We start from the raw sequence: 14292 nt of genomic DNA, 5'->3' as shown, positions 1-14292 counted from the left end.
ATTTTACATAAATGACCACAATAATTATAGAAGACGAAAAACCAGCTGCCAGATTACTGCAAAGAAAACTGGAAAAACTAGATATTGAAGTAGGAGTGATGCTGCATTCCGTGGAAGAAGCACTTGATTGGTTTTCTAAAAATGAGCATCCTGATTTGATTTTTCTGGACATTCAGTTATCAGATGGTTTGTCCTTTGAGATTTTTGAAAAGGTTGAAATTAAGAGCGCCGTAATTTTCACGACCGCTTATGATGAATATGCGCTTCGTGCTTTCAAATTGAACAGCATCGATTATCTTTTGAAACCTATTGATGAAGATGATCTCGAAGTTGCAGTTACTAAATTCAAGTCGCTTTTGCCAAAACAGGAATTACAAACACAAAGCCTTGGAATTGATTTTGAGCAAATCAAAAGGATGTTGACCAATCCGTTTGAGAAAAACTATAAAAAACGATTTACGGTAAAAATAGGACAACATTTGAAAGTGATTTCTATTGATGAAATCGAATGTTTTTTTAGCGAAAATAAAGGAACCTACATCCATACTTTTGACAATAGGAATTATTTAATCGAATGTACGTTGGAACTTTTAGAGCAGGAATTGGATCCTGCAGATTTCTTTCGAATCAGCAGAAAATTTATAATTCCATTGAAAGCAATCAAGGAAATCGTGTTGTACAGCAACTCCCGTTTGAAAGTTATTTTGCCATCTTTTAAAGAAGAGGATGTTATTGTAAGCAGAGAAAAAGTATCCGACTTTAAGACGTGGATTGGGTAGTTTTAAAACATAAAAAAACTGTTTCAAATGCGATTCAAAAAATCCTAAAAGGAAATTTTTGACTCTAACAATTGAAACAGTTTTAAGTACCTTTAGGATTTAGAAATTAATCAAATAATGATTTAATTTCTTTTTCTGTCTTGCCTAATTTTTGTTGTAATTTACCCCACATTTCATCTTCTTTTCCTTCTTCGTATAGCAAATCATCATCCGTCAAATCGGCAAATTTCTGTTTAAGTTTTCCTTTCAACTCATTCCAGTTTCCTTCAATCTCTTTTGAATTTGGCATAATATCTAAGTTTTAAATTACTATTTGTTCTTTACAAATTTGGTGATTTTAAGCTCTTTGATTGTTATACAATTCTGTGAATCTGTTGTATAATTCCTATAGATGGTATTGTCTAATATGTATTGAGGAGACTTATTAAATTGAAATAGATATTAAATTATAACTACAAGTATGTGTTTATAAAACAATGGTAGTGTGAAATTTGTGTTTTCGATATAGATGTTCTCTATGATGAATTTAGACCTTAAAAAACGACTTTCGAATACCAATTAGTACAAAAATCAATACCGTGAAGAGAATGAAAAAAGGGATGATATAATTGATTAAACCTGAGGGTAACATTACCGCTATAATCAATAACTGAAAGCCTAAACCGTAAATAGAAACCAAAGTCATAAACCAGTTAGGAAAGGTTTTTACTTTGTAGGCATCTTTATCGAGAAAGTGAATTATCTTGTCAAACGTTCCATAAACGATGGTGTAAATGCGAAACAAAATATCGACCGATTTTTGCGTTTCTCCTGGTAAAGCTCTGGGTGATTTGTACTCAAAAATTTTACTAGTTGTATCTCCGCCAACGGACTTATTTCGTAAAATCACATAATAATAATTGTATAAAGTTCCTTGTAATTGAATACCAATAAAGGCCAAAATAGTTAGCCAAAATGATGTTTTAGAGACATAACAAATCGTCATTAAAAACAGAAAATTCAGGATGATATCAAATACGCTGTCCAAGTATCTTCCGGTGTAAGAAGGTGTGTTTTTTAAGCGTGCCAGTTCGCCATCGGCAGCGTCGATTCCGGATTTTAGCAAGATGAAAAAACCAGCTAAAAAGTAGGATTCATCTAAAATATAGTAAATGGCTATCAGACCGGAAACGCCAAAAAGCAACGTAACATGTATGGGTGTAAAACGGGTATTTTTTAGTTGATTGGCGAGAAATTTTCCGAAAGTTCTTCCATAATCTGATAAATCTAAAAATTTATCTTGAGCGGCAAGTTTAGACATTTACGTTAATAAGCAAAGAAATGTGACAATATAGTCAGGCAATATTGGTATTGAATTATGATTTTATTTGGATAATCGATGCAAAGAAAATGTCATTGCTGTCAGTAAAAAGAAAGCCATTACTTGGTGTAACAATCCCAACCACAACGGAACACCGTATAGCAAAGTAAATACACCTAATGCAAATTGTAAAAATACAATAACCACCAAAGTCTTGATTCCTCTTTTCTGTAGCACGGTAAGCAAGTATTTACGGCTTGTAAAATACAACGCCAAAATAAGTCCAACTACCACATAAGCCATTGTACGATGAACAAATTGAACGCCGCTTTTTCCTTCAATTAGATTTAAAAATAAGGTGCTTTTCTCTATAAAAACACTGTCGTGAATGAATTGTCCGTCGCTCATCAAAGGCCAGTGATTGTGAATTAAACCTGCATTTAGACCTGCAACAAAACCACCATAAATGATTTGGATAACCAGAAATACTAATGCAACGCGTGCAAGATTACGCAAAGGAACTATTACTTGGGATCTGTTTGGGTAAATTAAATCCAAAGCAACCCAAAGTGTATAGGCAAATGTTATGAAAGCAAATGTGAGGTGTAAGGCCAATCTAAAATGACTTACATCCGGATTGTCAATTAGACCACTACGAACCATGAACCAGCCCAAAAATCCTTGAAAACCGCCCATGAAAAGCAAAACAACACATTTTTTAATGGTAGCAGTCGAAAGACGTTTCTTGAACAAAAAATAAACAAATGGGACTATAAATGCCAGACCAATTATTCTACCAATAAAACGGTGAAACCACTCCCAAAAATAGATAAATTTGTAATCGCTTAGCGTAAAATCATTGTGGATATTGATTTTTTGATATTCAGGAAATTTTTTATATTCTTCAAAGGCTTGTGACCATTTTTCTTCTGTCAAAGGTGGAAAAGTATCGGTAACTAAATGCCAGTCGGTCATTGATAAACCAGAATTAGTCAATCTGGTAATTCCTCCCACTAAAACCATCATAAACAATAATAAGCATCCTGATAACAACCAAATGATAACGTAATTATTCTCTTTTTTCATTGTTTGAAATTAATTTGTACAAAGATATTTGAAACGCAATTAAATGTTAATTCAACAAGCGTTAATCTTTAATCCGATTTTCGCGGCTCTTTTTAACATGAAATCATATGCTGCCTGATATTCATTAGGAATTTCTCCTTCTAAAATGGCTTCTTTTATGGCTTCTTTCAGCATTCCGATTTCTTTGGAAGGCTTTAGGTCAAAAATCTTCATGATTTCCTCTCCAGAAATTGGCGGTTGAAAATTACGAACCTGATCGCGCTCTTCTACTTCAACAATTTTCTTGCGCACGATTTCGAAATTATTATGGTATTTCTTGAATTTATTTGGGTTCTTGGTCGTAATATCGGCTTCGCACAACGTCATTAAATTCTCAACATCTTCGCCTGCGTCAAAAACCAAACGGCGCACCGCAGAATCCGTTACTGTATCTTGGGATAATACTATCGGACGGGAACTCATCATCACCATTTTTTGCACAAATTTCATTTTGTGATTCAATGGCATGTGCAAACGTTCAAATATCTTTTTAGCCATTTTTCCGCCCAGAAATTCATGTCCATGAAAGGTCCAACCTTGTTTTTTATTAAAACGTTTCGTTGGCGCTTTTCCAATATCATGCAACAATGCTGACCACCGCAGCCAAACGTCATCCGTATGCGGACAAATATTATCAACAACTTCCAGCGTGTGATAGAAATTATTTTTGTGTGTGTGACCTTCAATTTCTTCAACTTGATTCAGCGCAGTCAATTCTGGAAGAATAATATCTAAAAGTCCAGTTTTAAATAATAGCAAAAATCCTATGGAAGGTTTTTCAGTCGAAAGTATTTTATTCAATTCATCAACAATACGCTCTCCTGAAATGATTTTAATTCGCTCTGCGTTTTTTGTGATAGAGTTCAATGAATTTCCTTCAATATCAAAACCCAATTGGTTCGCAAAACGAATGCCTCGCAACATACGCAATGGATCATCAGAAAAAGTAATATCTGGATCCAAAGGTGTTCTGATTATTTTGTTTTTTAAATCTTCAAGACCATTAAAAGGATCGGATAATTCTCCAAAATTTTCAGCATTTAAAGATAAAGCCAAGGCATTTATGGTGAAATCGCGACGGTTTTGGTCGTCTTCTAACGTTCCGTTTTCTACGACAGGATTCCTACTTTCAAAATGATAGGATTCTTTTCTGGCGCCTACAAACTCAATTTCAGTATCTTCAAAACGCAGCATTGCTGTTCCGTAAGTTTTGAAAACTTGAACTTTTGGTTTATTAGGAAGTAATTGAGAAACTTTTAAAGCCAATTCGATTCCGCTGCCAACGGCAACAATATCTATGTCTTTTTTAAAGTCTCTGTTCAAAAGTAAATCTCTAACAAAACCACCAATCACATAACTTTCAACGTTAAGTTCTTGTGAAGCTTGAGAAATTACTTCGAAAATTTTATTATTTAAGGCTGTTTTGTAATTCATTTTTTATTACCGCAAATTCGCTAATTATTTTTTGGTATCAACGATACGTTTGTATTCTAAAGAGTTAAGGTTGAAATTAACTAAAATTGCAAGTTTGTTTCCAGAAATTTTCAAATAATTTAAACATTGATTGTAATGGCTATTGTTAAAACATTCAACAGTTTTTATCTCAAGAATTATTTTGTCATGAATAATAAAATCTGCGTAAAATTTATGTTTTAAAATTGAATTTTTATATTTAACGGTATATTCCTTCTCTCTTTCGTAAGGAATATTACTTTCGTTTAATTCAAATTCCAATGCATCTTTATAAACAATTTCAGAGAAACCTCTGCCAAGATTTTTGTGGACTTCATATAATAGTCCAACAATTTTATAACATTCTTCTTTGTAAATTAAATCATCCATTTTCAAATTGAATTAGTGAATTAGCGGTAAATAATAACTATTTCCGAATCACTTTTACCTGAGAATCGTTCGTCAATTTTATGATTGTCGAAGGTTTACCTGCGATTTTTTCGCGATGCAAATTTACAACATAGTCTACACCTTTTATAATTTCCGGACTAATATCTTTAAAGGCAATAGGAGTAGGCTGTCCGGAGATATTTGCAGATGTTGAAACCAATGGTTTTTTCATTTTTTCCATCAACTTAAAACAAAAAGGCTCTTTTACAATACGGATTCCCAATGAGTTGTCTCCTGAAACTAAATTTGGAGCTACATTTCTTGGTTTGTCTAAGATTATGGTCGTTGGTTTTTCGGATAAATCAATTATTTGCCAGGCTACTTCAGGAATGTCTTTAAAAACATTGTACATCATCTTTTCGCCATTCATCAAAACAATCATGCTTTGAGTTTCGGCTCTTTTTTTGAGTTTGTATATTTTGGCGACAGCCTCAGGATTTGTGGCATCACAACCTATTCCCCAAACGGTGTCCGTAGGATATAATATGATTCCACCTTCTTTTATGACTTCGTAGGCTCTATGTATTTCGTCGTTAATATTTTCCATTTAAAATAGTTTTATATTCTTGTAGCGTTTTTTGTGCCATAATCGATGTCGTATAATACTTCAACAGATTTTCTTTAGAAATAGCGACAAAATTAGCTATCATATTCTCATTATTAAATAAGTATTCAATTTTTTCGGACAGTATTTGAGGGCTTTGCTTTGGAGCTAAAAGTCCGTTAATTCCATCTTGGATTATTTCAGGTATTCCCCCAACATTTGTACTGATGACAGGGACTTCATGATAGAAACTTTCATAGATTACTTGTGGAATTCCTTCACTTTGTGAGGTTAATAATAATGCGTCGAATTGCGGAATGAAATTAGAAGCACTTGGCATGTAGCCAAGAAATAATAGGTTTTTTTCTAAATTTAAGCTTTTTACACTTTGCAATAAATCCTCAGTACGATCTGTATGACTTCCTATTTGGATGAAAATAAAATCAGTCCTTTTTTGTAAATTCACAATTATATTTACGGTCTCAATCAGAGTTTCAAAATTTTTGGCCCGGATGTGATTGCCTATAATTCCAATTATTTTTGTAGAAGGATCAATCCCAAATTTGTCTCTCAGTAGAAATGGTGTTTGAGAATTTTTAGTTCCAATATTAGTTCCGTGATAAATTGTAATTAATTTATCCTTATCAATGATGGATTCTTCTGTGATTCTTTTTGTTTCCTCCGAGACACATAAATACTTCTTAATTTTAGAATAATTGTATTTATAAAGAGTCAGCTTTTTATTTTTTATAGGAAAAGATGTTTTTTTGCTGAAAACAAAAGGTGGTAAACCAGCAAATTTATCAGCTACAATAGCCAGAACAATTGCGGATGGATCGTGCAGGTGAATGACATCAGGTTTGTATTTTCTATTCAGCTTAATTATTTTTAAGACAAAACGAAGATCCATATTAATAGACAAAGGTGCAGTTTCCGCGATGATATTAGTCTTTGATAAACGTTGATGAAAAAGTTCATCTTTTACACACAAAACGATGTTGGTGACTTCAGGATTTGATTGCGCCAATTCAAAACACAAGTTTTCAATATGATTTTCGCCGCCACCCCAACTTTTTACTGCAGATATGTGTAGAACTGTCATTATTTTTTTTTCATTTTAATGTTGGTTTTTCGATTTGATATCTTGTATTTATTTTAAAAAAAATACACTATTTTTCAAGAAATAGTTGGTCTAACTATGCTGTTTAATTTCGTTCAACGATGACGAATAATCAGTATTAGAGATAAAAATTCGGGTAAAATTACATTAAATATTTTAAGTCTTGAATTCAATACTTACTTTTGTCTTTCAATTCTGCTTTTTATGAAATATATCTTTAACCCTTCTTTTAAATCTTTTGAAAAACAAATTAGAAACTTTGTAAATAATTTTGATACAACAGGAATACTATTTGGTGACGGTCAAAGAAATAAGATTAAACTATTTGATTTAGAAGACAAGACCATTAATATCAAATCTTTTAAAATCCCTAATATTGTCAATCAAGTGGCTTATAAATATTTCAGAAAATCTAAAGCTAGACGTTCTTATGAATATGCGAATAAATTGCTTGAAAACGGAATAGGAACTCCTCAGCCTATTGCTTATGCCGAAAATTTCAAATTATCAGGGCTGGAAAAAAGTTTCTACATCAGTGAACATCTACAGGCAGAACTAACTTTTAGAGAATTAGTGCTGCAACCTGATTATCCCGATCACGAGAATGTTTTAAGACAATTTACCAGATTTACATTTGATTTACATCAAAAGGGAATCGAGTTTTTAGACCATTCGCCAGGAAATACATTAATCAAGAAAGAGGCTAACAACGCTTACAGTTTTTACTTGGTGGATTTAAACCGAATGAATTTTCATGATGTTATGGATTTTGATTCTCGTATGGAAAATTTCAACAGGCTTACGCCAAAAACAGAAATGCTGGCTATAATGAGTGATGAATATGCTAAACTTTACGACAAGAAATACGATGAAGTTTTTGCTAAAATGTGTTTTTATACCAGTGATTTTCAGACAAAATTTCACAGAAAAATTGCTCGAAAAAAGAAACTATTGTTTTGGCGATAGCGATCCTTCGGTATTCCAAAGTTGTTCCAATTCTTGATATCGAATATGAATTGAATTTGCGTTTAAATAACAAATAATCAAGCCTTTTTTTCCGTCAAGAAATCCTAATCGCACAATATAATTGAATAAAAAATTATAGGCAGGATGCAAAAAATGCAATATTATTGAAGGTTTTTGTCTCTTCAAAAATTTCTCCTGAGCCTTAAATTTTCCGTAGCTAATGGTTTTTGATTTGTATGCTTGAAAATTGGAATAGGAGTAATGAATGAGTTTGTTTTTTAGCAAACCTATTTTTCCACTGACTTTTAATTTTTCATGTACGAGCCTTTCTTTAGTGTAAGCTGCATGATTTTTATTGAAAAGTCTAAATATTTTATCATTTTGATTTCCACTGAAATATAGGACTTGGTCTTTGAACATAAAAGTTCTGTAAAAAAGAAAAGCCGAATATGTTTGATTAGTATTTACTGTGGATATGATTTCATTTTTTAATGCAGGAGTCAGTCTTTCATCAGCGTCCAGAAATAAAATCCAATCATTTTTTGCTTTTGAAATCGCAAAATTCCGTTGCGATGAGTAATTTTCAAATGTATTTTGAACGAAAGTGACTTTGTCAAATGATTTGCAAATAGCTTCTGTTTTATCCGTACTGAATGAATCGACAACAATAATTTCATCAGCAAAATCCAAATCATCCAAAAGTGACTTCATTTGATTTTCCTCGTTTAATGTGATTATTAAAACTGAAATGTTGGTGTTGTGATTGTTTATCATTAATTTTTGGATCTTCTACAAAAATATAGTTTTCGGATTAAATTCAATTTTTTACTTTGAAAGTTTATTTTAAATGTGTTTCTAAAAAAGTATTTAAGGCAGGATAAATTAATTCAGGAGTAAATTGATTGTAAAATGTAACGGTTTCTTTCTTTACGATTTTAGCGGTTTTGTTTTCAAATAAATCGGGTTTGAATTCATTTAAATGAAGTGAAACATGGTTAATTCCATCTTCAAATGTGGCCCAACCTTTTTTATCAATCCAAGGCGAAAAAATAATAAAAGACGGTTTTTCTAAAGCTTTTGCCATATTTATTGCGCCGCCATCATTACCAATTATCATATCACAATGGTTCATAATAGCAATAAACTCTCGGATGCTTTTGCCTAAAACGGAAAAATAAATCTTCTGTTTTGTAGTTTCTTTACAACTATCGTAAATTGTTTTAGCTTCCCCAATTTGCTTTGGAAAATAATTAAAAAGAATATTCACGTTGCCTTTATCTGCAATAAAATCAACTAATTGCGACATGTGTTCCAGTGGATAAGTTTTGTCTGGACTGCTGCCAATTATGCTAATCATAATTGTTTTTTTGGATTTGTCTATTCCGTGCGATTCAAAAAGTGAAGTAGCAAAATCATGTTCTTCTTTCGTAACATAAATACGTGGGAAAGTCTCTAATTCAATATCCAGATGTAAGGGATTTAAGAGCTCTAACCGTTGTTCGATGATTAAACCCAAATTAGTATTTGAGGTTTTTTTTCGTTTCACGGTATCCGTATAAAGAAATTCTCTTCCTTTTTTCCAATATGATATTTTTTGTTTAGCGCCCGAAAATAATACGACCAGCCAACTTTCTAATTTAGAATAAGCGTCAATGACAATGTCATATTTTTCTGCTCGAATGGATTTCAGTAACTTGAAATATTCCCATTTGTTTTTTTGATGTTTTTCCTGAAAAAGTATAAGATTATCAAAACTTGTATTTCCTTGTAAAACAGCAATTGTCGATTCGTAAACCATATAATCAATTTGCGCTTTTGGATACGCTTTTCGTAGATTGTCGCATAAAATGGAGCTTACTAAAACATCACCAATCATTTTTTGTTGAATTACAAGTATTTTCATTTGGAGAAAATTAGGGGAATTAAGCTTTTGTTTTCAAGTAATTCATTGCACGAGGACTAATCCAAGTTTGTTTTTGAAGCGCATTAAAATAGTAAACGGATAAGTTTTTAAGCATTAATCGATTCACCTTTAATTTTGGAATAAAAAACAAAAATAAACTTAAAACAGATAATAGTGTTTTCTCCAGAAGCACTCCTATAATTAATAAACTTTGTAAATAGATTTGAATTCCTGTTGAGAATTGATTGCTGATATAAACGTGTTTAGAAATAATCACTTCGGTTTTGGTCAATGCTTTTGTCTTGACGTTTAATCTGGATGCGCCGCCATGCTGATGGAAAATCGTTGCTTTTCTCGTTACGGCAACTTTTCCTCCAAGGTCAGAAACTTTTTTGCAAAGGTCAACATCTTCAAAATACAGCCAGTAATCTTCGTTCCAACCTTTAATTTTGTCAAACCAGTTTCTACTTATGAAAATAACTGCACCAGTAACCCAATCCGGATAAAATAAATCTGTTGTAGTGTTGAAACGTTTTTCTAGTTTGGCTTTATTCAGTTTTCTAAAAATGGCTCTTGAGATTCCAAAAAAGCGTCCTAACGCCGGAAATAAATTATTCTGTTTGTAAAAAACGTTGTTTTCATTTATTTGAAGACAAGATAAAATTCCAATTTCAGGATGTGAAACAGCAGTTTGCAAAAGCGTTTCTAAAGCTCCAAGAGTAAGTTTTGTATCTGGATTTAAAAAAAGGAAATGGTTTCCCGTAGCAATGGCCGCACCAAAGTTGCAACCATTTGAGAAACCATTATTACCAGTATTTTCTATAAGTGTAAACTTAGAATATTTTTGTTTGAAAACAGGAAATTGTCCGTCATTAGAAAAATTATCCACTATGATAACTTCAAATGAAAATGTTTTCGAACTAATGGAATCAATAGATTCTAAACACTCGTCTAAGGCTTTCCAACCTCTGTAATTGACTATAATTATTGAAATATCCAAGAGGTTTTTTGTATATAAATTTTAAAACAAAACTGAATTATACTGCTACGTCATATTCACGCAACGCATTATTCAAAGATGTTTTTAAATCAGTTGAAGGTTTGCGGGTTCCAATGATTAACGCACATGGAACTTGGAAATCACCTGCGGGAAATGATTTTGTATAACTTCCTGGAATAACAACAGAACGGGCAGGAACAAATCCTTTCATTTCAATAGGTGTTTCACCTGTAACGTCAATAATTTTTGTTGATGCAGTCAAACAAACATTGGCACCAAGAACGGCTTCTTTACCAACATGAACGCCCTCAACTACGATACAACGGGAACCAATAAAAGCACCGTCTTCAATGATTACCGGAGCCGCTTGCAACGGTTCTAAAACACCACCGATTCCAACACCACCGCTTAAGTGTACGTTTTTACCAATTTGAGCACAGCTTCCTACGGTTGCCCACGTGTCTACCATAGTTCCTTCGTCAACATAAGCACCAATATTTACGTAACTTGGCATCAAAATAACACCGCTTGAAATGTAAGCACCGTAACGTGCTACAGCATTAGGAACAACACGAATTCCTTTTTCAGCATAGCCTCTTTTCAATAACATTTTATCGTGGTATTCAAAAATTCCCGATTCCCATGTTTCCATTTTTTGAATAGGGAAGTACATAACCACCGCTTTCTTAACCCATTCATTTACTTGCCAACCTTCACCAACTGGCTCGGCAACACGCAATTTCCCGGTGTCTAATAATTCAATAACTTCTCTGATTGCATCAGTAGTTGTAGTTTCTTGTAACAAAGCACGGTTTTCCCAAGCTTGTTCTATAATCGGCTGTAATGGATTCATTTTTTGATAATTTTTGACAAAGATAAGATTTTTAGGCAAAAGCAAAAAAGCAAAATAGGTTGAAAATGTTACAGATTTAACTTCTTGTTTGATTGTCTTTTTCCAAGTAGTAAGATTTGGTTTTTACTTTATAAAAAGTTATATCTTTGTATATTAAACAAAAGGATTATGGAAACAATTAGATTAGAATTTGAACCAAAAATAAAAGCTAAAATACTGGAGTTATTGAGTTCGTTTTCATCTGATGAATTAAAAATTTTTCAGGAAGATCTTAATTTTGATGAAAATAAGAGAAAACTAGATGTTGCATATGCTAAACTTAAAAGCGGAAATGAAAAGTTGTATACAGTTGAAGAAGCTGATGCAATTTTAGATAAAATATTTTCTGAATATGACAGTTAATATTTCTAATGAATTTTTAAAATTATTGACAGAGCAGGTGCGCTATATTTACAAGGATAAACCAAGAGCAGCTTTAAAATTTAGAAAAGATTTACTTAAAAATATTAAAAAAGATCTAAAGCAACCTTTTCATTTTAAAAAATCAATTTATTTTGATGATGAAAATATAAGAGATTATGTTTTCAAAGGTTATACTTCTGTTTATGAAATTGATGTAATGCAAAATACCGTTTTTGTTTTCGGATTTATCAAATATAAAGATTCTCTTTAGTTTTTGTAAATCATCCTTTTTACCTTTGAAAAAAAATATAAATGCCAAGAATTCTCTCCATAGATTACGGTCAAAAACGAACTGGAATAGCCGTTACCGATGAAATGCAAATCATAGCTTCAGGGCTTACAACCATTCCATCTACAACCGCAATTGCTTTTTTGAAAGACTATTTTTCCAAAGAGAAAGTAGAAGCAGTTCTTATTGGTGAACCAAAACAAATGAATGGACAACCTTCCGAAAGTGCATCTATAATAAAAGGTTTTGTAACGCATTTTACGAATCATTTTCCAGAAATGAAAGTCATTCGGGTAGATGAGCGATTTACTTCAAAAATGGCTTTTCAATCCATGATTGACAGCGGTCTCAGCAAGAAACATCGTCAAAATAAGGCATTAATAGACGAAATTTCGGCAACTATAATGCTTCAGGATTATTTATCCAGTAAAAGATTTTAAAATCAAGACAAAAAACCAGTGTTTAGGCTGAAAAGGTTTGATAAATGTAACTTTTGAGTCAAAATTTATGCTTTTTTTTGCAATTATATAAATTATCTTTGCACTTTAAAATCTAGTTATGCCTGATACAACCATACGTACAAATAGTGAAGTAGTTCTTATAGGAGCTGGAATTATGAGCGCCACTCTTGGTCTAATCCTAAAAGAGTTGCAGCCGGATATCAAAATTGAAATTTACGAACGCTTAGATATTGCCGCCGCTGAAAGTTCTGATGCATGGAATAATGCCGGAACGGGACATTCTGCTTTTTGCGAGCTCAATTATACTCCTGAAAGTGAAGATGGAAGCATCAATCCTAAAAAAGCAATCGGTATTGCGGAGTCTTTTGAAGTTTCGCGACAGTTTTGGGCATATCTCGTTCAAGAAAATAAAGTACCATCACCGGAAAATTTTATAAAAAGCATTCCGCACCTGAGTTTTGTTTGGGGTGAAAAAAATGTGGAGTACCTAAAAAAGAGATATGAATCTTTACAGGTGAACCCTCTTTTTGAAGAAATGGTTTTCAGCACGGATTTTTCTGAGTTAAAAAAATGGATGCCTCTGGTTATGGAAGGCAGAAAGGAATCTGATAAAGTTGCCGCCACTTCAATGGCGATTGGAACCGATGTAAATTTTGGAGAATTAACCCGAAGTATTTTTGGTTATTTGACAAAATTAGAAGGCGTTACGATTCATTTTAACCATGAAGTTCAAAAATTAAAACAAAGAGACGATAAATCCTGGAGAATAAAAATTACTGATTTGGCTTCAGGCCAAAAGAAAAAAGCATACACTAAGTTTGTTTTCATTGGTGCTGGTGGCGGTTCTTTGCCATTATTAGAAAAAGCAGATGTTCCAGAGGGAAAAGGATACGGTGGTTTTCCTGTGAGCGGGCAATGGTTAAAATGTACCAATCCTGAAGTGATTGCAAAACATCAGGCCAAAGTATATGGTAAAGCTAGTGTTGGCGCACCACCAATGTCTGTTCCGCATATTGATTCCCGAATGATAAATGGTGAGAAAGCATTGCTTTTTGGCCCTTTTGCAGGTTTTTCAACTCGGTTCTTAAAAAATGGTTCCTATTCGGATTTGCCTTTATCGATAAAACCAGACAATATTATTCCTATGGTAGCTGCAGGTATCAAGAATATACCACTTACTAAATATTTAATTCAGCAAGTACGTCAGTCTCCTAAAGATAGAATAAACGCTTTAAGAGAATATGTTCCAGGAGCACGATCTAAAGACTGGGTTCTTGAACGAGCAGGACAACGCGTTCAAGTGATTAAGAAAGATGAAAAAGAAGGTGGGATTCTAGAGTTTGGTACCGAAGTGATTACTACTGCCGATGGTTCTTTATCTGTTTTGCTGGGCGCTTCGCCTGGTGCTTCAACCGCTGTTTCTATTATGGTTGATTTGATAGGAAGGTGTTTTAAAGATCAATTCGAAACGCCGGAATGGCAAGAGAAATTAAAAACGATGATTCCTTCTTTTGGTCAGAAATTAAATGATAATCCTGATTTATTAAAGGAAATCAGAAAAGAAACCGCTACGGTTTTAAAACTAAATAATTAGAATTTTATAAAAATAATAAAGGCGCTGGATTTTAGATTGTATCTAATTTCAGCG

The 14292-nt window shown here is 32.8% G+C and carries 17 protein-coding genes; 6 read left to right on the top strand and 11 right to left on the bottom strand.

From position 1 onward, the window contains the following. Positions 1-11 precede the first annotated feature (11 nt). Positions 12-779 (top strand): LytR/AlgR family response regulator transcription factor, encoded by a 768-nt coding sequence (locus DR980_RS05755; RefSeq protein ID WP_113634307.1) that lies wholly within the window; start codon positions 12-14, stop codon positions 777-779. 106 nt (positions 780-885) lie between these two features. Here DR980_RS05755 and DR980_RS05750 read toward each other — a convergent pair whose 3' ends face one another. From DR980_RS05750 to DR980_RS05720, 7 genes are all read right to left on the bottom strand, one after another. After that, positions 886-1068 carry a CsbD family protein gene (locus DR980_RS05750; protein ID WP_091258074.1) on the bottom strand — a complete coding sequence of 61 codons (183 nt, stop codon included), beginning with the start codon at positions 1066-1068 and terminating at the stop codon, positions 886-888. A gap of 237 nt (positions 1069-1305) precedes the next feature. Beyond that, positions 1306-2079: a CDP-alcohol phosphatidyltransferase family protein gene (locus DR980_RS05745; protein WP_113634306.1), complete on the bottom strand. Its 774-nt coding sequence runs from the start codon at positions 2077-2079 to the stop codon at positions 1306-1308. Between the two features lie 63 nt (positions 2080-2142). Continuing rightward, positions 2143-3165 (bottom strand): COX15/CtaA family protein, encoded by a 1023-nt coding sequence (locus DR980_RS05740; protein WP_113634305.1) that lies wholly within the window; start codon positions 3163-3165, stop codon positions 2143-2145. A gap of 51 nt (positions 3166-3216) precedes the next feature. Continuing rightward, on the bottom strand, positions 3217-4638 hold the full coding sequence (locus tag DR980_RS05735; RefSeq protein WP_113634304.1) for a CCA tRNA nucleotidyltransferase: 1422 nt from the start codon (positions 4636-4638) through the stop codon (positions 3217-3219). Positions 4639-4662: 24 nt separating this feature from the next. Continuing rightward, positions 4663-5046: a GxxExxY protein gene (locus DR980_RS05730; protein ID WP_113634303.1), complete on the bottom strand. Its 384-nt coding sequence runs from the start codon at positions 5044-5046 to the stop codon at positions 4663-4665. Positions 5047-5083: 37 nt separating this feature from the next. Continuing rightward, complete coding sequence (locus tag DR980_RS05725; protein WP_113634302.1) at positions 5084-5653, bottom strand: L-threonylcarbamoyladenylate synthase; 570 nt, start codon at positions 5651-5653, stop codon at positions 5084-5086. After that, on the bottom strand, positions 5640-6752 hold the full coding sequence (locus DR980_RS05720; protein ID WP_113634301.1) for a glycosyltransferase family 4 protein: 1113 nt from the start codon (positions 6750-6752) through the stop codon (positions 5640-5642). Before DR980_RS05720 ends, DR980_RS05725 begins: the two co-directional genes overlap by 14 nt. A 222-nt stretch (positions 6753-6974) precedes the next feature. Here DR980_RS05720 and DR980_RS05715 point away from each other — a divergent pair, with 222 nt between their 5' ends. Then, positions 6975-7736, top strand: coding sequence for a lipopolysaccharide kinase InaA family protein (locus DR980_RS05715; protein WP_113634300.1), 762 nt, complete (start codon positions 6975-6977; stop codon positions 7734-7736). Here the strand turns inward: DR980_RS05715 and DR980_RS05710 are convergent. From DR980_RS05710 to DR980_RS05695, 4 genes are all read right to left on the bottom strand, one after another. Then, on the bottom strand, positions 7719-8510 hold the full coding sequence (locus DR980_RS05710) for a glycosyltransferase family 2 protein (RefSeq protein WP_113634299.1): 792 nt from the start codon (positions 8508-8510) through the stop codon (positions 7719-7721). The genes DR980_RS05715 and DR980_RS05710 overlap by 18 nt on opposite strands. A gap of 64 nt (positions 8511-8574) precedes the next feature. After that, positions 8575-9639, bottom strand: a complete 1065-nt coding sequence (locus tag DR980_RS05705; protein ID WP_244199261.1) for a glycosyltransferase family 9 protein — start codon at positions 9637-9639, stop codon at positions 8575-8577. Positions 9640-9658: 19 nt separating this feature from the next. After that, entirely contained in the window at positions 9659-10639 is a 981-nt protein-coding gene (locus DR980_RS05700; protein ID WP_113634298.1) for a glycosyltransferase family 2 protein, read from the bottom strand. Between the two features lie 37 nt (positions 10640-10676). Next, positions 10677-11492: a 2,3,4,5-tetrahydropyridine-2,6-dicarboxylate N-succinyltransferase gene (locus tag DR980_RS05695; RefSeq protein ID WP_113634297.1), complete on the bottom strand. Its 816-nt coding sequence runs from the start codon at positions 11490-11492 to the stop codon at positions 10677-10679. A gap of 168 nt (positions 11493-11660) precedes the next feature. Here DR980_RS05695 and DR980_RS05690 point away from each other — a divergent pair, with 168 nt between their 5' ends. From DR980_RS05690 to DR980_RS05675, 4 genes are all read left to right on the top strand, one after another. After that, positions 11661-11894 carry a hypothetical protein gene (locus DR980_RS05690; RefSeq protein ID WP_113634296.1) on the top strand — a complete coding sequence of 78 codons (234 nt, stop codon included), beginning with the start codon at positions 11661-11663 and terminating at the stop codon, positions 11892-11894. Further along, complete coding sequence (locus tag DR980_RS05685) at positions 11884-12165, top strand: type II toxin-antitoxin system RelE/ParE family toxin (RefSeq protein WP_113634295.1); 282 nt, start codon at positions 11884-11886, stop codon at positions 12163-12165. Before DR980_RS05690 ends, DR980_RS05685 begins: the two co-directional genes overlap by 11 nt. A 41-nt stretch (positions 12166-12206) precedes the next feature. Then, positions 12207-12623 (top strand): Holliday junction resolvase RuvX, encoded by a 417-nt coding sequence (gene ruvX, locus DR980_RS05680; RefSeq protein ID WP_113634294.1) that lies wholly within the window; start codon positions 12207-12209, stop codon positions 12621-12623. Positions 12624-12741: 118 nt separating this feature from the next. Continuing rightward, the gene (locus tag DR980_RS05675) at positions 12742-14238 is read left to right on the top strand and encodes a malate:quinone oxidoreductase (RefSeq protein ID WP_113634293.1); all 1497 of its coding nucleotides are present in this window, start codon (positions 12742-12744) and stop codon (positions 14236-14238) included. Positions 14239-14292: the final 54 nt, after the last annotated feature.

It is taken from the genome of Flavobacterium psychrolimnae (genome assembly GCF_003312425.1).
Taxonomy (GTDB): domain Bacteria; phylum Bacteroidota; class Bacteroidia; order Flavobacteriales; family Flavobacteriaceae; genus Flavobacterium; species Flavobacterium psychrolimnae.
This window is presented reverse-complemented; position numbering and strand designations above follow the sequence as displayed.

Coding starts and splice junctions, on each gene's coding strand:
- DR980_RS05755 (WP_113634307.1), top strand. CDS start 12: ATGACCACAATAATTATAGAAGACGAAAAACCAGCTGCCAGATTACTG.
- DR980_RS05750 (WP_091258074.1), bottom strand. CDS start 1,068: ATGCCAAATTCAAAAGAGATTGAAGGAAACTGGAATGAGTTGAAAGGA.
- DR980_RS05745 (WP_113634306.1), bottom strand. CDS start 2,079: ATGTCTAAACTTGCCGCTCAAGATAAATTTTTAGATTTATCAGATTAT.
- DR980_RS05740 (WP_113634305.1), bottom strand. CDS start 3,165: ATGAAAAAAGAGAATAATTACGTTATCATTTGGTTGTTATCAGGATGC.
- DR980_RS05735 (WP_113634304.1), bottom strand. CDS start 4,638: ATGAATTACAAAACAGCCTTAAATAATAAAATTTTCGAAGTAATTTCT.
- DR980_RS05730 (WP_113634303.1), bottom strand. CDS start 5,046: ATGGATGATTTAATTTACAAAGAAGAATGTTATAAAATTGTTGGACTA.
- DR980_RS05725 (WP_113634302.1), bottom strand. CDS start 5,653: ATGGAAAATATTAACGACGAAATACATAGAGCCTACGAAGTCATAAAA.
- DR980_RS05720 (WP_113634301.1), bottom strand. CDS start 6,752: ATGACAGTTCTACACATATCTGCAGTAAAAAGTTGGGGTGGCGGCGAA.
- DR980_RS05715 (WP_113634300.1), top strand. CDS start 6,975: ATGAAATATATCTTTAACCCTTCTTTTAAATCTTTTGAAAAACAAATT.
- DR980_RS05710 (WP_113634299.1), bottom strand. CDS start 8,510: ATGATAAACAATCACAACACCAACATTTCAGTTTTAATAATCACATTA.
- DR980_RS05705 (WP_244199261.1), bottom strand. CDS start 9,639: ATGAAAATACTTGTAATTCAACAAAAAATGATTGGTGATGTTTTAGTA.
- DR980_RS05695 (WP_113634297.1), bottom strand. CDS start 11,492: ATGAATCCATTACAGCCGATTATAGAACAAGCTTGGGAAAACCGTGCT.
- DR980_RS05690 (WP_113634296.1), top strand. CDS start 11,661: ATGGAAACAATTAGATTAGAATTTGAACCAAAAATAAAAGCTAAAATA.
- DR980_RS05685 (WP_113634295.1), top strand. CDS start 11,884: ATGACAGTTAATATTTCTAATGAATTTTTAAAATTATTGACAGAGCAG.
- ruvX (WP_113634294.1), top strand. CDS start 12,207: ATGCCAAGAATTCTCTCCATAGATTACGGTCAAAAACGAACTGGAATA.
- DR980_RS05675 (WP_113634293.1), top strand. CDS start 12,742: ATGCCTGATACAACCATACGTACAAATAGTGAAGTAGTTCTTATAGGA.